Below are 16,709 nucleotides of genomic sequence, written 5' to 3'. Positions count from 1 at the left end.
TTTCCGACGTGAAGTTGGAAGCTACAGAAGCTAAATTAACAGGATAAACACGGATAACATTATTCTATCTGTGTTCATCCGTGTCTATCTGTGGTAAAACAATTAAACCTTAATTTTCTTCCATTTCCCTTTTTTAAAAAGGATAAATGCTGCTATTGCAATTCCTGCTTCTGCGGTTGGGATAGCAATAAAAACACCGGTTGGACCCAATTCTAAATATTTTGCCAAAAAGTAAGCAAAGGGAATCTGGAACAGCCAGAAGGCGAATACATTTATTTTGGTGGGTGTCCAGGTATCTCCTGCACCATTAAATGCACTCGTAAATACCATCCCGGCACCATAAATAATAAAGCCACCGCTCATAATTTTCAGTGCTTTGCTGGCTACTTTAATCACTTCCTGATCTTTGGTGAAAAATGCAGCAAAGAATTGTCCGCAGGTTAAAAATAACACACTTACTACCGCCATAAATATAACGGTATATTTCATGGTCTGAAATACAGATTTCTCGGCCCGCTCTGTGCTTCCTGCACCCAGGTTCTGTCCAACCAATGTTGCAGCTGCATTGCTCAGTCCCCAGGCCGGAAGCATAAAGAACATCATCAAGCGCAATGAAGTTTGATAACCTGCCGAACCATGATCTCCACCTGTTTTAGCTACCAGTTGTGCCAAAAATACCCAGCTACAGCTTGCAATAACAAATTGTAAGACACCCGGCGCTGCAATTTTAATAATGGCTTTTATCTGTTCCCATTCGGGTATAAGAAAGCTTAACCTGATTTTTAGCGTATTTTTGGCATTAAACAAATGATAAATCTGATAACTCACACCAAGCCCACGACCAATGGTAGTAGCAATAGCTGCACCAGTTAAACCAAATGCAGGCACAGGACCGAGGCCGTTAATAAAAATAGGGCATAGGATAATGTTTGCAATATTTGCGATCCATAAACTGCGCATGGCTATAGCTGCATTACCAGCACCTCGAAAAATACCATTAATCAAAAACAGCAATACAATAATAATGCTGCCACCCATCATAATGCGGACGAAAGTGATGCCATGATCTGCTGTTTCATTAGATGCGCCCATAATCAACAAAATATCCCGTGCGTAGATAAAACCTGCAACACTGATCATCAGGTTAATAATTACAGCAATGATGATGGTTTGCATGCCGGCTTTACCGGCTGCTTCCGGATTTTTTTCGCCTACCCGGCGTGCAACAACTGCAGTTGCAGCCATGCTTAAACCAATGGCTAATGAATAAATGATGGTTAAAACAGATTCGGTTAAACCAACCGTTTGTATGGCATGGCTGCTATTTTCTAAATGACCTACAAAATATAGATCGACTAAAGCAAAAACCGATTCCATCGCCATTTCCAACATCATCGGGATAGCCAATAAAACAATTGCCCTTTTAATACTGATTGAAGTTAGGTCAACTTCGTGACCTTTTAAAGACTGGACCAGAATATCGAAAAATGACGATAGTTTGCCCTTTGCCTTTGAAGACTGTGACATATAGTATAAATAAAATGTGATGTATAAACCAAATAGTACGCTGTTAGGCGTATATAGTTAAAATTAAGATGGAGGGAATCCTTGGTTGTTTAAAACCTCAAACGGATTGCAGATACTATCATGGCTCTGGTCTTTTTGATGATGCAAATATAGGTAAAATTTTGAATTGTCAAATTTTGATGACCAATTTTTGTGAAAGCGATTAATTTTTCGCGAGATCTTTTGCCACGGAGATACGGAAATCACTTTAGTCTGGTCTTAGCGTCTCGCTAAGACCCATTTTTACATGGTAAATGTTTGCCACGGAGACACGGAACTCACAGATTTATAATCTCATCAATCTGTGTAATCCCCAAACCGGTGTAATCACTTTTAAATGCTGTAGGCTTAGTCTGGTCTTAGCGTCTCGCTAAGACCCATTTTTATATGGTAAATGTTTGCCACGGAGACACGGAACTTACGGATTTATAATCTCATTAATCTGTGTAATTCCCAAACCGGTGTAATCACTTTTAAATGCTGTATGCTTTAATCATTTCTTCGGTAACTTTTGTACCTCTACTGGTATTTAAATCAATTAATACATAATCAAAAATACCATCTGATGCTACTTTACCTGTTTTTTGATTGATGATTTCGAATTGTACTGAACAACCTTTATCATTCATGGTTAAGATCCCGGTTCTAATCAGCATTAAGTCATTTATCAATAATGGACGTTTAAAATTGATATCTACATGGCTCACTACCCATCCTAAACCTTGTTTGGTAAAATGCTCCCAGGGCATACCATAAAACTTTTCCATCTGTTCATAACGTGCAGCCAGTACATAATCCAGGTATTTGCTGTTATGTACATGGTTAAACATGTCTATATCATCCGGGCGGACACGTAATTTGCTTTCGAAAATGCTATATTGATTCTTTTCCAATGGTAAAATGTTTTCAGCAAAAGTATAAATAAAGCTTGATTGTAAAGTATTACCTGCTTAATGCTTAAAAAATGTAATGTATTAGTTGCTGATTTTTCGTATTTTTGATATGAAATGGGAAAACTCAAATTATATGATATTAATACTCCACGCGAAACAATTGTTGAGGAACGTGATGCTGTTTATTTGAGCCGTACCCCTGAACAGCGTTTTTTTAGCGTTCTACAGCTTAATTAAATTTCGGTTACCATGAACGGCGGCAAGCCATTAAAATTTCCGCAAGGCAAAGGGCTTGTAATCCGTAAGCCAGCCATATAATTGCTTTATGTCTTTTGATAAAGAAAATCCTGAAATGCTTTTGTTGCTGGAAACATTTGAGCAGGTTAATTTGGAGCGTATTAATAAGAAAAACTAGGTCTATTGCACCGTCTTAAGTTCTCTAAACACGACTTAGCGGAAATCCTTTTAAAATATGCAGCAACCTTGAATAAGCTGTTATTCTGAGGCACGAAGAATGTGCAGCCGATAAAACAGATTCTTCGTGCCTCAGAATGACAGGTGTTTTTAAAAGATTGCAGCGAGGGCGGGAGTGAAGCAACCGATAAAAACGAGACTTTGCTTTCCAAATAATCAATCGGTTAATAATACTTGTTTTTAACCAATAATAACCTTATCTTTGCGCCACAATTAATTAATTTTTATTGCTTTAATATTATTCAAGAAATGTATTTAAGTCCAGAAAAGAAAGCCGAAATCTTTAAACAACACGGCGAAGTAGAAACCAACACTGGTTCTGCAGAAGGTCAAGTAGCGTTATTTACATACCGTATTGCGCACTTAACAGAACACTTAAAGAAAAACCGTAAGGATTTTTCTACTCAGTTGTCACTTCAAAAATTGGTAGGTAAACGCCGCGGTATTTTGGCTTACCTATACAAAAAAGATATTGAGCGCTATCGTGCTATCATCAAAGCTTTATCGCTTCGTGATATCATTAAACAAAAATAAGCGAATTTTATCAGCGAAAGCCATTCTTTAGGGAATGGCTTTTTAATTCCCTGTTAATTTTTTTAACGGGTTTTATTATAGATAGGCTTTTTTAATCTTATCTTCGTTTGCAAAAACAAAAACATATATAAACAACGGTGTGTAGAAAGAGGAAAACACACCATAATTCTAATTAAATGAATGTAATAAAAAAATCGTTCGATTTGGGCGATGGCAGAATTGTAGAAATTGAAACTGGCAAACTGGCTAAACAAGCTGATGGTTCGGTTGTGGTAAAAATGGGCGATACCATGTTGTTAGCAACTGTTGTATCTACTGTTGGTGCTAAACCAGGTACTGATTTTTTACCATTATCGGTTGATTATCAGGAAAAATACGCGGCTACAGGCCGTATCCCAGGAGGCTTTTTACGTCGTGAAGCAAGATTATCTGATTATGAGGTTTTAATCTCTCGTTTAGTTGATAGAGCTTTACGTCCAATGTTCCCAAGTGATTATCACTCTGATACGCAGGTGATGATTTCTTTAATTTCTGCTGATAAAGATATTATGCCAGATTGTTTGGCAGGTTTAGCAGCATCTGCTGCATTATCAGTTTCTGATATTCCTTTTAATGGCCCGATTTCTGAAGTACGTGTTGCTAAAATTGATGGTAAATTAATTATCAATCCTAAAGCCAGCGAATTAGAACGCGCAACTTTAGAGTTCATGGTTGCTGGTTCGGCCAATGATATAGGCATGGTTGAAGGTGAGTGCGATGAAATTCAGGAAGACGAAATGGTTGAAGCTTTAAAATTTGCACATGATGCAATTAAAGTTCAATGTGCCATTCAGGTTGAATTAACTGAAGCTACCGGCAAAACCGTTAAACGTGAATATAACCACGAAGACCACGATGCTGATTTAAAAGCTAAAGTTTATGCTGATACTTACGATAAAGTTTATGCTGTAGCAAAAGCTGGTGGCAATAAAGATGTTCGTAAAGAAGGTTTTACAGCAATCATTAACGAATTCTTCGAGGCGATGCCAGAAGATACTGCTGATTTAACCAAAGCAATGGCTAAACATTATTACCATGATGTTCAGTACGATGCCATCAGAAATTTATTATTAGATGAAGGTATTCGTTTAGATGGCCGTAAAACTACTGAGATCCGTCCAATCTGGAGCGAAGTTGGTTATTTGCCTGCTGCTCACGGTTCTGCTGTGTTTACACGAGGCGAAACTCAATCTTTAACATCGGTTACTTTAGGTAGCAAAGATGATGAGCAAATGATTGATGGTGCTTTCTTTAATGGTTACAACAAATTTTTATTGCACTATAATTTCCCTGGTTTCTCAACTGGTGAGGTTAGACCAAACAGAGGCGCTGGCCGTCGCGAAATTGGTCACGGTGCTTTAGCACAGCGTTCATTGAAAAAAGTATTGCCTCAAGGTGAAGCAAATCCTTATACCATCCGTATCGTTTCTGATATTTTAGAATCTAACGGTTCATCATCAATGGCAACTGTTTGTGCAGGTACACTGGCACTTATGGATGCGGGTATTAAAATTAAATCTCCTGTTTCAGGTATTGCAATGGGTTTAATTACCGATGAGAAAACCGGTAAATATGCAATCCTTTCTGATATTTTAGGTGATGAAGATCATTTAGGTGATATGGACTTTAAAGTAACGGGTACTGAACATGGTATTGTTGCTTGTCAAATGGACTTAAAAATCAATGGTTTATCATACGAGGTTTTAACAAAAGCTTTATTACAAGCTAAAGATGGTCGTTTACACATCTTAAACGAGATGAAGAAGACCATTAGCTCGCCTAATGAAGATTACAAACCACATGCTCCACGTATCGTATCTTTAACTATCGATAAAGAATTTATCGGTGCCATTATCGGCCCTGGAGGTAAAATTATCCAGGAAATGCAACGCGAAACCGGTGCTTCAATCTCAATCGAAGAAGTTGATGGTAAAGGTATTGTAGAAGTATTTGCAGATAACAAAGCAGCTATTGATGCAGCAGTTACCCGTATCCGTAACATTGTTGCGAAACCAGAAATTGGTGAAGTTTACCAAGGTAAAGTAAAATCGATTATGCCGTTTGGTGCATTTGTTGAGGTTATGCCAGGTAAAGATGGTTTATTACATATCTCTGAAATTTCATGGGAACGTTTAGAAACCATGGATGGTGTATTAAAAGAAGGTGATAAAATCGAGGTTAAATTATTAGACATCGATAAACAAGGTAAAATGAAACTTTCTCGCAAAGTTTTATTGCCAAGACCAGAAAAACCAGCTGCGCCACAAGCATAGAAAAAGTCCGGAATCGGAAGTCCGGAAATATATAAAACCCTTTCAGTTTACTGGAAGGGTTTTTTGTTTGTAGAAAAAATAACTTCGGCCTTTCTAACTAAAAACTTTCGCAGTTCTTTTGTAACTTGCAGTATTGCTATGAAAAAAGGAAATCATATTGTTGAAGAACCAGCTGCTAATTATCTAAAAGCTGAAGAAGATCTGTTGAAAAAAGCGCTATCCAGTTCATATACAGAGCGTTTTCATACCATGGCGAGATTAATGAAATTAAACATGATCTTAAAATCAGCAACCATTGTCCATAAAAAAATAGATTAATAAATGGATGTTTTTGATGATGAAATACTAAAGTTGTGGCGTTCCCTCTTGAAAAACAAGGTAATGTTTATCATGATAGGTGGAGTGGCAACAAATCTGCATGGATTTCATCGGACAACCGATGATATTGATATCTGGATAAAAGATAACCTCGAAAACAGAAAAAACTTGAGAAATGCTTTTAAAGAATATGGCCTTGGAGATTTTGAAGCCTTGGAAACTATTCAATTTATCCCAGGCTGGACAGATTTCTATCTTGATAACAGCTTGCGAATGGATATCATGACCTCAGTAAAAGGATTAGAGGATTTTGGTTTTGATAAATGCTTAGAGTATGCCTCTACTGCAACAATTTACGAACTGGAAATACCGTTCCTACATATTAATCAACTAATCGATTCAAAAAAGGCAGCTAATCGACCAAAAGATCAGATTGATATCATTGAACTGGAAAATATTAAGAAACTAAGAAATAATTAAATGAAATACATTATTGCCCCATCCATACTTTCTGCTGATTTCGGCAACTTACAACGCGATATTGAAATGATTAACCAAAGTGAAGCCGATTGGTTTCATGTTGATGTGATGGATGGTGTTTTTGTACCGAATATTTCTTTTGGCTTCCCGGTAATGACAGCTGTAAAAAAGCATGCTACCAAACCATTGGATGTACATTTAATGATTGTAGAACCTGATAAATACATTGAGGATTTTGCTAAAGCAGGGGCAGACCGGATCACCGTACATTACGAGGCCTGTACACATTTGCACAGAACTATCCAGTTGATCAAGGCATCTGGTTGTAAAGCAGGTGTTGCTTTAAACCCTCATACTCCTGTAACCTTACTGCAGGATGTGATTGAAGATCTGGACCTGGTATTGATTATGTCGGTTAATCCGGGTTTTGGCGGACAAGCCTTTATCCATAATACCTACAAGAAAATTAAAGATTTAAAAGGCTTAATTCAAGGTGTAAATGAAAATTTGGTTATTGAGGTAGATGGTGGTGTGGGTTTACAAAATATTGCTACATTAGTATCAGCAGGTGCCAATGCTTTCGTTGCCGGAAATGCGATTTTTGCAACAGATAATCCAACGGAAACGATTACTAAGATGAAACAGTTAACCAGTAGTATAAGCATTTAATTGTTTTATTGCTAAATTGTTCCAGTGATAAGGAGTATAACGTTATAATTTTCTCGATACATAATACCCTTATACCGTACTTTTATCTTGATACTTAATACTTTTATCTTGATACACTACATCTAGATACTAAAAATGCTCAAATTTCGGCTAATCCTATTCTTTCTAATGGCTTGTTGCAGTTTAGCTGTGGCTCAGCCTTTAGTTAGGGTTTCGGGCATAGTTTATAGTGATGAAAAACTGCCCCTTTCGCAGGTTACCATTATTGTTTTAGGGCAGGCACAATCTACAGTTACGGATGAATTTGGCGTTTATACCATTTATTCAAAATCGAAAACATTTAGTATAAAATATTCGCTTTTGGGTTACCAGCCGCAAACCATTAAATTTAATGAGCGTTCGGGCGCCAGGATTATTAAACAGGTAAACTTAATTGCCAATATTAATGAGTTAGAACAGGTTAATATCACCAATAAACAGAACCAGTTAAGTAATACCACTACCATAAATATTGCCGATGTATCATCAATGCCATTGGTTTCGGGTAATTTCGAAACCATGCTCAAAACCCTGCCCGGGGTATCTACCAATAACGAATTAAGTGCGCAGTATAGTGTTAGAGGTGGTAATTTTGATGAAAATTTAATCTACATCAATGATGTAGAAATTAACCGTCCGGTGCTAATCCGCAATGGGCAGCAGGAGGGCCTGAGCTTTATCAATTCAGACCTGGTAAGTAAGGCAAAATTTTCAGCTGGTGGCTTCGAAGCGAAATATGGCGATAAACTTTCTTCTATTTTAGATATCAAATACGATAAACCCGATAGTAACCAAACTACTTTCAGCACCAGCCTTTTAAATACCTCATTAACCACTAAAAGGGTGTTTAAAAACAGTTTTCTCTTGGCAGGTTTGCGTTACAAGAACAATTCGAGTGTATTGATTAAACAAGACGAAAAAGGAAGTTATAGCCCAAATTTTGCTGATGCCCAGTTACTTTATCAATACGATTTTTCACCAAAATTCAATATTAGTTATTTAGGGAGTTTCAATCTTGGTCAGTTTAAATTGGTACCCACTAACAGGGAAACACAATTTGGGACTTTAAGCACTACCTTAAGGTTAAATGTCGATTATACCGGACAGGAAATTGATGATTACCAAACCTTAGGTAGCGCTGTTACCGCAACATACTCGCCAAAACCAAATTTGGTCATCAAATTTATCAATAGCTTTTTTAATACCATTGAAAGGGAACGTTTTGATATCAACGGAAGTTATATTTTTGATGAAGTGGATAATAGCTTTCCAGGAGAGAATTTTGGGCCAGTGAGTAAAAATAGAGGGATTGGCAGCTATTATAATTATGGTAGAAACAGCTTGAATACCCAGGTATTCGCTTCAGAAATAAAGGTTGATCAGAATTTTGATAACCACGTTTTTTCCTGGGGTTTAAAATTCGATAGATCCAGTTACAACGATCAGTTAAACGAATATAACTACACCGACTCTGCGGGATTTATTCTACCCAATAACACTAAAAACATTGTTTTACAGAACGTAATCAATGTAAAGAACGATATTGATATTAGAAATTATAGCGCTTATATTCAGGATAGTTATTCGCTTTCCAGTTCAGCAGAATTACAGTTAGGTGCACGGGCAACTTACAGTTCTTTAAGTAAACAACTGTTAATCAGCCCGCGGCTATTGATCGCTTACCGGCCAAATTCGAACAATAAGATACTGAGGTTTTCTGCAGGCGTATATAAACAACCACCATCATACCGCACCATACGCGATTTTTCCGGGGAGTTAAATATCAGCCAAAAGGCCCAAAGTTCTTATAATACCTCCTTGGGTTACGAATATGCTTTTGATGCCTTTGGCACAAGGTTGAAGTTTACCTCTGAAGCCTATTTTAAATATTCGGACCGATTGATTCCTTATAAAATTGATAACCTCAGGATTAAATACCTCGCAAACGAAGTATCACGCGGTTACGCTTATGGAGCGGATTTTAGTATTGGCGGCGAATTTGTAAAGGATCTTGTTTCCTATTTCAGGATGTCGGTAATGCATGCTAATGAAGATATTATCGGAGATAGCTATATTGAAAATGGTACAACGGTTTACCCTGGTTATTTAAAGCGGCCAACCGATCAGCGCTTAAATTTTTCTATATTTTTTCAGGATAAGCTGTTAAATAGCCCAACGTATAAAGTGCACTTAAATGCCCTTTACGGTTCCAGGTTGCCAATCGGTCCGTCGCAAGCACCAAGGTATTTGGATAAGTTTTTCATCCCGTCTTATAAACGTGTAGATATCGGTTTTTCAAAAGATTTTCTCGATGATGCAGCTTTGCATAAACCAAAATTTCTGGATAAAAACTTCAGTTCGGTTATTTTGTTCTTCGAGGTTTTTAATATGTTGAATATCAATAATACCGTTTCTTATCTCTGGTTAAAAGATGTAGATAATGTACAGTATGCCATTCCAAATTATTTAACCGGCCGGCAGTTTAATTTAAAATTGATTGTGAAATTAAAAAATTAAGTGTCCGTTAACTGTAAACCGCTAATGGTAAACTGAAAACTGTAAACTGCCAACTGAGAACTGCAAAACTGATTTGGGCGTTACCCAATCCCGTGAAATACGGGAAAGGGGCAGGCTTTTCAGGGCTGCGCTTCACTCCGGTACCGATGAAGAACCGGCACTGAACCCTTACAATCCCTAACGCAGACTTACCGCGTTCAAGAGCCCGGCAGGTTTCTTAAAATCGTAAGTTCACTGTATATTTTTCAAATCGAATCGTCATCTTAAACCCGTATCAGGATCTATTTTGCTGCATTCATTCAAGCTACTAAAACCAAAATGAACAGGGTATTTTTAGTAAAACGTTTTAATTGCAAAAACTGCAATAAATCAATCAATTTATGGCTTTTTTTTAACAAAATTTAATTTTTTTGGTTACGATTTTATGGGCATAACTGCTTTAAAAATTTTACATTTACCGCCATAAAACATTATATAATAAGATGAAGCATAATTTTGGCGCAGGCCCTTGTATTTTACCTCAAGAAGTGTTTAAACAAGCAGCTCAGGCTGTTTTAGATTTTAACGATGGATTATCAATTTTAGAAATTTCGCACAGAACAACCGAATTTGAGGCAGTTGTTGCTGAAGCTGATAAGTTGGTAAAAGAATTATTAAATGTGCCATCCGGTTATTCCGTTTTATTTTTACAAGGTGGTGCAAGTTTACAGTTTGCAATGGTTCCGATGAACTTATTGGGCGATGGACAAACTGCAAGTTATTTAGATTCGGGCGTTTGGGCAACTAAAGCTTTAAAAGAAGCTAAATTTATTGGTAATGTAAATGTGGTTGCTTCTTCAAAAGATGCAAACTATACTTTTATTCCAAAAGATTTTGAAATCCCTGCTGATAGTGCCTATTTCCACTATACCTCGAACAACACCATTTACGGTACTGAGCTTTTCGAAGTGCCTAAAACTGATGTTCCAGTAGTTTGCGATATGTCATCCGATATTATGAGCCGTGTAATCGATGTTTCTCAATTCGATTTAATTTATGCCGGTGCACAAAAAAATATTGGTCCTGCAGGTTTAACTATCGCTATTGTGAAAGATGAAGTTTTAGGTAAAATTGACCGTAAAATTCCATCGATGTTGAACTATCAATCGCATATTGATAACGGTTCAATGTATAACACACCGCCGGTTTTCTCAATTTACGTTGCATTGTTGAACCTTCGCTGGTTAAAATCAAAAGGAGGTGTTGCCGAAATTGAAAAAGAAAACAAACAAAAAGCAGAAGCACTTTACAGAGAGATAGACCGTAATCCATTATTCAAAGGAACTTGCGCAGTTGAAGACCGCTCCAGAATGAATATCTGTTTTGTAATGGAAAATCCTGAATTGGAAAAACCATTCTTGAAGTATGCCGAAGAGCAAGGTATTGTGGGTATTAAAGGACACAGAAGTGTAGGTGGTTTCCGTGCTTCGATGTACAATGCGTTGCCAATTACGAGTGTTCATGCTCTGGTTGAGGCGATGCAAGTATTTGAAGAACAACAAGCAAAAGCAAATTAAGAATTAATTATAACCGCAGATGATTATGCGATTATTTAATTGGTGTAATCAATCAAATCTGTGCAATCATACATACAATGATTAAGATATTAGCAAACGATGGGATTGATCCGATCGGAAAAGAATTATTAGAAAAAGCAGGTTTCCAGGTTGATACAGAAACCATTCCGCAAGATAAATTAGCCGAAGCATTAAAAAACTATGATGCCATTACCGTTCGTAGTGCAACAAAAGTTAGAAAAGAATTAATTGATGCGGTTCCAAATATCAAATTAATTGGTAGAGGTGGCGTAGGTATGGATAATATTGATGTGGAATATGCCCGCAGTCAGGGTGTTGCAGTGGTAAATACACCAGCTGCATCTTCATTATCAGTAGCCGAGTTGGTGTTTTCTCATTTATTTACCGGTATCAGGTTTTTACAGGATGCTAACCGTAAAATGCCTGTTGAAGGTGCTACGCAATTCAATAACCTTAAAAAAGCTTATGCTAAAGGAACTGAATTAAGTGGTAAAACCATTGGTATTATCGGCTTTGGCCGCATTGGCCGTGCTACTGCAAAAGTGGCTTTAGGTTTAGGTATGAATGTATTAGCTTACGATTTATATCCTTCAGAATCTGAAATTACTTTAGAGTTCCAGGGTGGAAAATCTGTAAGTATTCCAGTTAAAACGGTTTCATTGGATGAAGTAATTACCGGAAGTGATTTCTTTAGTTTACACACACCATTTGCAGATAAACCGATTTTAGGCGCTGAGGAATTTGCGAAGATGAAAAATGGTGTAGGTATTGTAAACTGCTCACGCGGTGGAACAATTGATGAGCCGGCTTTAATTGAAGCTTTAAACTCTGGTAAGGTTTCTTTTGCAGGTTTAGATGTTTTCGATAACGAACCAACGCCATTGGCAGAAATTTTAACACATCCTAAAATCTCTTTAACACCGCACATCGGCGCATCAACAAACGAAGCACAAGAACGTATTGGTACGGAATTGGCTACGTTAATTATTGAACATTTTAAGAAATAAAATAATGTCGTCACCCTGAACTTGTTTCAGGGTCTTTCACTCGAGATAGATGCTGAAATAAATTCAGCATGACGGATTTAGTGTAAAGACCGATTGATTTGATTGGTCTTTACATTTTTAATCTAACGCGTTCGTTGTAACCCAGTAACGATAACCCAATATTGCTTTTTGGAAAGTAGTCAGCTTATTCGGATCTTTTTTATACAAACTTGGCAAAACTACTTTGTTTATCTTCGCCAGGATTTTAAACAGTCCTTTTTTCATAATTTGTTATTGCTTTTAAAGGTAGTGAAGCTGCTAAAATCTTATTGTAATTTAAGGCTTGATTTTCGCGGTTTCATAATTCTGCAGTTTTTTATTGAAGAAATAAAATCCGCCAGCCATCACCAAAATCAAAAATGCAATGATGTAGTTTGATAAACTTCCTTTGTTCTTTTTATCTAGGTCTTCTTTGAGCTGCGCATTTTGATCCTGAAGTTTTTTAATGGTTCCCATATAGGCTTCAATCCGTTCCTGAGAGTTATCTGCAACGGCCACTTTCTGTTGGTTTTGCAGGTCTTTATAATCCATTAATATTTTCAGTTCCTTAAAAATATTATTATCGGTTAATACCACCTGACGAAGAATTTCATTTGAATTTTTGATATCTTTCTTCGTTTGCCAGCCAAAAATACCCGAACGCTGTGTTAAGCTTTCATCATATTGGCCAAATTTTGCACTTCGCTCCTGAAGTAATGAATTTACTTTAACCCGTTGTGCAGCATAAGCAGCCGTATCTTGTTGGGCAAAGGCTTGAAAACTAAATAAGATAACCGAGAGCAGATAAAAATATTTCTTCATGTGGATATAAACGCGAAAAGGGTAGAAGTTGTTTTAGTTGGGTCATTAGGCATTGGTTTATTGGTAATGCAAAATGATCGTCATCTCGTTCCGATAGCAGCGTATGATAAAAACGGTCGTCATTGCGAGAAGGAACGACGAAGCAATCTTACAACGATCGCTATAACCCATAGTAGTAAGATTGCTTCGTTGGCTGAAAAAGCCTTCTCGCAATGACGATACTTTATTTTAGTCTTTCCCCTTTTTACGAATGAAACTCAACCCTCACAATATCACCAAGATGCAAGCCCAATAATCCACTGGCTTTTCCTTTGTTAATGGCAATTTCTAAGTGGTTACTAATACCAAAGAGGCAAAGTTTTTCACCTTCCTGCACTTCATTGTAATGCCAGCTCAATTGAGTAATGGTTTCGCTTTTTCTAAAGTGTAAGGTGAAGTCGCGGTTTTTTTGGATTTTGGTAAAAAGATCCTTGGTAATATTTGTAATTACGTTACAAAAAGTATCAATATATACCACACTTCCTCTAATCACATCGCGCTCTATAACAGGATGCAAAAGCATCTTTTGCTCAATCTCTGCTACAGGTAAACCAATCTCTTTTAGTTTGCCTCCTTTAGCCAAATGTGTTGCTGCTTTAACAAAAATATCAACCAATGGAAAGTGCAGGTATTTTAAATCCTGCATAATATTCAATTCCACTACGTCTTCAGGAACATCATCAAAAAGAAGGGAGAAGATGCCATTATCTGCACCAACAAAATAATGATCCCGGTGCTTTACGGCAATGTATTTGGTGTTTTCACTATACACAGAATCAATACCGATTAAATGCACCGTATTTTTCGGAAAGTAAGGATATGCGTTTTTTAAAACGAAGGCGGCATATGAAATATTGAACGAAGGAACTTCGTGGGTAATATCAACTAAATTAACATTAGGCATAAGACTCAACAGACTACCTTTAAGAGCACTCTGGTAAAAATCTTTTGAACCTAAATCTGTTGTTAAAGTAATTATCCCCATTAAAAATTCATTATTATTGCTTATTCTTGTGTACAGGCCTAAGCGTCTGCAAATATTCAAATTTTAATTAATATACCCCGATAACTTTTTAAAATACTACAGTTTGAACGAATTAAAATTAACTCTGGATACCGTAAATCCTGCTCACTTTTGGGGGCCGAACAATGAGAATTACGAAATGATTAAAGGTGCTTTCGCGAAGTTAAAACTGGTAGCGAGAGGTAGTGATGTTAAGGTTCTCGGTGATGAACAGGAACTTAAGGCTTTCGAGGAGAAGTTTAACCAACTGATTGCACACCTCGAAAAATATAGCTCATTAAGCAATAATGATGTAGAAACGATATTGGGTGCCAAGGCAGCTGGTGTTGCAAAAAAAGATGTAGAACAACCAACCGGAGGTGGCGGAGAAGTAATTGTTTTCGGTACTAACGGGTTACTGGTAAAAGCAAGAACAGCAAATCAGCGTAAAATGGTGAGCAGTATTGCCAAAAACGATATTCTTTTTGCCATCGGTCCTGCCGGAACAGGTAAAACCTATACCGCGGTTGCTTTAGCGGTTAGAGCTTTAAAGAATAAAGAAATTAAAAGGATCATTTTAACGCGACCGGCTGTTGAAGCAGGGGAGAACCTTGGTTTTTTGCCTGGTGATTTAAAGGAAAAAATCGATCCCTATTTACGTCCGCTTTACGACGCGCTGGATGATATGATCCCTGCAGAAAAATTAAAATTCTATATCGAAAACCGTACAATTGAAATTGCTCCATTGGCATTTATGCGTGGCCGTACTTTAGATAACTGCTTTGTGATTTTAGATGAAGCTCAAAATGCGACTGATATGCAGTTAAAAATGTTTTTAACCCGTATGGGCCCAACCGCAAAGTTTATTGTTACAGGTGATGTTACGCAGATCGATTTACCTAAAAAACAAATGTCTGGCTTATTTAACGGACTTAGAATTTTAGAAGATATTAAAGGAATCGATATTATTTACCTAAGCGGAGAAGATGTGGTAAGGCATAAACTGGTAAAAGATATCCTGAAAGCTTACGGCGATATTCAATAAGTTGGGAGGTCAGAAAGTCAGAGGTCCGAAGTTATGATTCAGATTGAATATTATGGAAAGTATTAATTTAGAAAATGATTTGAAGCTTTCTTTTGAAAAATTGCCTCATACCATACGGCTGATCATTTCAAAAACTGATGAAGAATGGGTTTGTAAAAAGGAAACACTAAAAAAGCTGTTCGAATTTGTTAATATTGATCAGGCACACGTCTTTAAAGGAAGGCTTCAGTTGATTAAAATTGATGATCGTATTACAATTCAGATCAAGAATAAAAATATTAGCACAATTTCAGCGAAAATTTTTAAAGAGGTATTGAATAAATTAAAATAATCAAACCCCCGTAGCTTATTAACTGCGGGGGTTTTTAATAAATTATATCATCGGACTTCTGACTACCGACTTCGGACTTTCCGACTTTTTTCCTATTTTTACGCCCTCATGAAAGCACTAAAAGAAACCCATTTCAATTTCCCGAATCAAAGTAATTTTTACAAAGGTAAAGTACGTGATGTATATACTATTGCTGATCAATCCATGGTGATGGTGGTATCAGATCGTATTTCTGCATTTGACGTAGTGTTGCCTGAGGCAATTCCCTTTAAAGGACAGGTGTTGAACCAAATTGCAGCTAAATTTTTAGCTGCAACGCAAGATATCGTTCCTAACTGGGTTTTAGCTGTTCCGGATCCAATGGTCACCATAGGCCGTATTTGCGAGCCATTTAAAGTAGAAATGGTGATCAGGGGTTATTTAGCTGGTCATGCATGGAGAGAATATAGCGAAGGCAAGCGTTCCGTTTGTGGTGTGGCTTTACCTGATGGATTGAAAGAAAATGATAAATTGCCTCAGCCCATCATTACCCCAACAACAAAAGCTTCAGTAGGGCATGATGAGGATATCTCAAAAGAAGATATTTTGGCAAAAGGTATTGTTTCGATTACAGATTACGAAAAATTAGAAGAATATACTTACGCACTGTACCAGCGTGGAACTGAAATTGCAGCCAAGAGCGGATTAATTCTGGTGGATACAAAATATGAATTTGGTTCGGCAGATGGTGTAATTTATCTGATCGACGAAATCCATACGCCAGATTCTTCCCGTTATTTTTATGCTGAAGGTTATCAGGAGCGTCAGGACAACAATGAACCTCAAAAACAACTTTCGAAAGAATTTGTAAGAAAATGGTTAATTGAAAACGGTTTTCAGGGAAAAGATGGTCAGGTTGTGCCAGAAATGACACCGGAAATTGTAAACTCGATTTCTGAACGTTACATTGAACTTTACGAACAGATTGTTGGAGAGACATTTATAAAAGCTGATGCTGATGCAATTTCCAGCCGTATTGAGGCTAATGTTTTAAAGGCTTTAGAAACCTTATAAAATTCGAAAGAA

17 protein-coding genes are annotated in these 16,709 nt (G+C 37.0%); 12 read left to right on the top strand and 5 right to left on the bottom strand.

Annotated elements, in window-relative coordinates:
* Positions 1-102: 102 nt before the first annotated feature.
* Together U859_RS0126530 and U859_RS0126525 are read right to left on the bottom strand one after the other, a co-directional pair.
* Positions 103-1,527 (bottom strand): MATE family efflux transporter, encoded by a 1,425-nt coding sequence (locus tag U859_RS0126530; RefSeq protein WP_025146267.1) that lies wholly within the window; start codon positions 1,525-1,527, stop codon positions 103-105.
* A gap of 512 nt (positions 1,528-2,039) precedes the next feature.
* Positions 2,040-2,459 carry an acyl-CoA thioesterase gene (locus U859_RS0126525; RefSeq protein WP_025146266.1) on the bottom strand — a complete coding sequence of 140 codons (420 nt, stop codon included), beginning with the start codon at positions 2,457-2,459 and terminating at the stop codon, positions 2,040-2,042.
* A 114-nt stretch (positions 2,460-2,573) separates the two neighbouring features.
* On the opposite strand from U859_RS0126525, the gene U859_RS32555 reads away from it, so the two are divergent.
* The 9 genes from U859_RS32555 (at position 2,574) to U859_RS0126465 (ending at position 12,386) form a co-directional block, all read left to right on the top strand.
* Positions 2,574-2,696 (top strand): hypothetical protein, encoded by a 123-nt coding sequence (locus U859_RS32555; protein WP_262496824.1) that lies wholly within the window; start codon positions 2,574-2,576, stop codon positions 2,694-2,696.
* Positions 2,697-3,182: 486 nt separating this feature from the next.
* Positions 3,183-3,467 carry a 30S ribosomal protein S15 gene (gene rpsO / locus U859_RS0126505; protein WP_025146265.1) on the top strand — a complete coding sequence of 95 codons (285 nt, stop codon included), beginning with the start codon at positions 3,183-3,185 and terminating at the stop codon, positions 3,465-3,467.
* A 176-nt stretch (positions 3,468-3,643) separates the two neighbouring features.
* On the top strand, positions 3,644-5,779 hold the full coding sequence (pnp, locus tag U859_RS0126500) for a polyribonucleotide nucleotidyltransferase (protein ID WP_025146264.1): 2,136 nt from the start codon (positions 3,644-3,646) through the stop codon (positions 5,777-5,779).
* A gap of 138 nt (positions 5,780-5,917) precedes the next feature.
* Positions 5,918-6,097, top strand: coding sequence for a hypothetical protein (locus tag U859_RS0126495; protein ID WP_025146263.1), 180 nt, complete (start codon positions 5,918-5,920; stop codon positions 6,095-6,097).
* A gap of 3 nt (positions 6,098-6,100) precedes the next feature.
* Positions 6,101-6,577, top strand: coding sequence for a DUF6036 family nucleotidyltransferase (locus U859_RS0126490; protein ID WP_025146262.1), 477 nt, complete (start codon positions 6,101-6,103; stop codon positions 6,575-6,577).
* Positions 6,578-7,246 carry a ribulose-phosphate 3-epimerase gene (gene rpe / locus U859_RS0126485; protein WP_025146261.1) on the top strand — a complete coding sequence of 223 codons (669 nt, stop codon included), beginning with the start codon at positions 6,578-6,580 and terminating at the stop codon, positions 7,244-7,246.
* A gap of 168 nt (positions 7,247-7,414) precedes the next feature.
* Positions 7,415-9,802, top strand: a complete 2,388-nt coding sequence (locus U859_RS0126480; protein WP_240183102.1) for a TonB-dependent receptor — start codon at positions 7,415-7,417, stop codon at positions 9,800-9,802.
* Positions 9,803-10,284: 482 nt separating this feature from the next.
* The gene (gene serC / locus U859_RS0126470; RefSeq protein WP_025146259.1) at positions 10,285-11,358 is read left to right on the top strand and encodes a 3-phosphoserine/phosphohydroxythreonine transaminase; all 1,074 of its coding nucleotides are present in this window, start codon (positions 10,285-10,287) and stop codon (positions 11,356-11,358) included.
* A gap of 77 nt (positions 11,359-11,435) precedes the next feature.
* Positions 11,436-12,386, top strand: coding sequence for a D-2-hydroxyacid dehydrogenase (locus tag U859_RS0126465; RefSeq protein WP_025146258.1), 951 nt, complete (start codon positions 11,436-11,438; stop codon positions 12,384-12,386).
* 117 nt (positions 12,387-12,503) lie between these two features.
* Here U859_RS0126465 and U859_RS32300 read toward each other — a convergent pair whose 3' ends face one another.
* The 3 genes from U859_RS32300 to U859_RS0126450 all read right to left on the bottom strand — a co-directional run bounded on the left by U859_RS32300 (position 12,504) and on the right by U859_RS0126450 (position 14,250).
* Positions 12,504-12,650 (bottom strand): hypothetical protein, encoded by a 147-nt coding sequence (locus tag U859_RS32300; RefSeq protein ID WP_168202458.1) that lies wholly within the window; start codon positions 12,648-12,650, stop codon positions 12,504-12,506.
* A gap of 51 nt (positions 12,651-12,701) precedes the next feature.
* Positions 12,702-13,226 (bottom strand): hypothetical protein, encoded by a 525-nt coding sequence (locus U859_RS0126455; protein ID WP_025146257.1) that lies wholly within the window; start codon positions 13,224-13,226, stop codon positions 12,702-12,704.
* A gap of 244 nt (positions 13,227-13,470) precedes the next feature.
* Positions 13,471-14,250 (bottom strand): S-adenosyl-l-methionine hydroxide adenosyltransferase family protein, encoded by a 780-nt coding sequence (locus tag U859_RS0126450; RefSeq protein ID WP_025146256.1) that lies wholly within the window; start codon positions 14,248-14,250, stop codon positions 13,471-13,473.
* 103 nt (positions 14,251-14,353) lie between these two features.
* Here U859_RS0126450 and U859_RS0126445 point away from each other — a divergent pair, with 103 nt between their 5' ends.
* From U859_RS0126445 to U859_RS0126435, 3 genes are all read left to right on the top strand, one after another.
* Positions 14,354-15,313 carry a PhoH family protein gene (locus tag U859_RS0126445; RefSeq protein ID WP_025146255.1) on the top strand — a complete coding sequence of 320 codons (960 nt, stop codon included), beginning with the start codon at positions 14,354-14,356 and terminating at the stop codon, positions 15,311-15,313.
* A gap of 52 nt (positions 15,314-15,365) precedes the next feature.
* Entirely contained in the window at positions 15,366-15,644 is a 279-nt protein-coding gene (locus U859_RS0126440; RefSeq protein ID WP_025146254.1) for a hypothetical protein, read from the top strand.
* 108 nt (positions 15,645-15,752) lie between these two features.
* A complete protein-coding gene (locus tag U859_RS0126435; RefSeq protein ID WP_025146253.1) occupies positions 15,753-16,697 on the top strand; it encodes a phosphoribosylaminoimidazolesuccinocarboxamide synthase in 945 nt (314 codons plus the stop codon).
* Positions 16,698-16,709: the final 12 nt, after the last annotated feature.

This window comes from Pedobacter jeongneungensis, assembly GCF_000633455.1.
Taxonomy (GTDB): Bacteria; Bacteroidota; Bacteroidia; order Sphingobacteriales; family Sphingobacteriaceae; genus Pedobacter; species Pedobacter jeongneungensis_A.
The sequence above is the reverse complement of the archived record's forward strand: the minus strand, read 5'-3'. Positions and strand labels throughout refer to the sequence as shown.

Bases quoted from the DNA above. Each gene is read 5' to 3' on its own strand.
- U859_RS0126530 (WP_025146267.1), bottom strand. From the start codon at position 1,527: ATGTCACAGTCTTCAAAGGCAAAGGGCAAACTATCGTCATTTTTCGAT.
- U859_RS32555 (WP_262496824.1), top strand. From the start codon at position 2,574: ATGGGAAAACTCAAATTATATGATATTAATACTCCACGCGAAACAATT.
- rpsO (WP_025146265.1), top strand. From the start codon at position 3,183: ATGTATTTAAGTCCAGAAAAGAAAGCCGAAATCTTTAAACAACACGGC.
- pnp (WP_025146264.1), top strand. From the start codon at position 3,644: ATGAATGTAATAAAAAAATCGTTCGATTTGGGCGATGGCAGAATTGTA.
- U859_RS0126495 (WP_025146263.1), top strand. From the start codon at position 5,918: ATGAAAAAAGGAAATCATATTGTTGAAGAACCAGCTGCTAATTATCTA.
- U859_RS0126490 (WP_025146262.1), top strand. From the start codon at position 6,101: ATGGATGTTTTTGATGATGAAATACTAAAGTTGTGGCGTTCCCTCTTG.
- rpe (WP_025146261.1), top strand. From the start codon at position 6,578: ATGAAATACATTATTGCCCCATCCATACTTTCTGCTGATTTCGGCAAC.
- U859_RS0126480 (WP_240183102.1), top strand. From the start codon at position 7,415: ATGGCTTGTTGCAGTTTAGCTGTGGCTCAGCCTTTAGTTAGGGTTTCG.
- serC (WP_025146259.1), top strand. From the start codon at position 10,285: ATGAAGCATAATTTTGGCGCAGGCCCTTGTATTTTACCTCAAGAAGTG.
- U859_RS0126465 (WP_025146258.1), top strand. From the start codon at position 11,436: ATGATTAAGATATTAGCAAACGATGGGATTGATCCGATCGGAAAAGAA.
- U859_RS32300 (WP_168202458.1), bottom strand. From the start codon at position 12,650: ATGAAAAAAGGACTGTTTAAAATCCTGGCGAAGATAAACAAAGTAGTT.
- U859_RS0126455 (WP_025146257.1), bottom strand. From the start codon at position 13,226: ATGAAGAAATATTTTTATCTGCTCTCGGTTATCTTATTTAGTTTTCAA.
- U859_RS0126450 (WP_025146256.1), bottom strand. From the start codon at position 14,250: ATGGGGATAATTACTTTAACAACAGATTTAGGTTCAAAAGATTTTTAC.
- U859_RS0126440 (WP_025146254.1), top strand. From the start codon at position 15,366: ATGGAAAGTATTAATTTAGAAAATGATTTGAAGCTTTCTTTTGAAAAA.
- U859_RS0126435 (WP_025146253.1), top strand. From the start codon at position 15,753: ATGAAAGCACTAAAAGAAACCCATTTCAATTTCCCGAATCAAAGTAAT.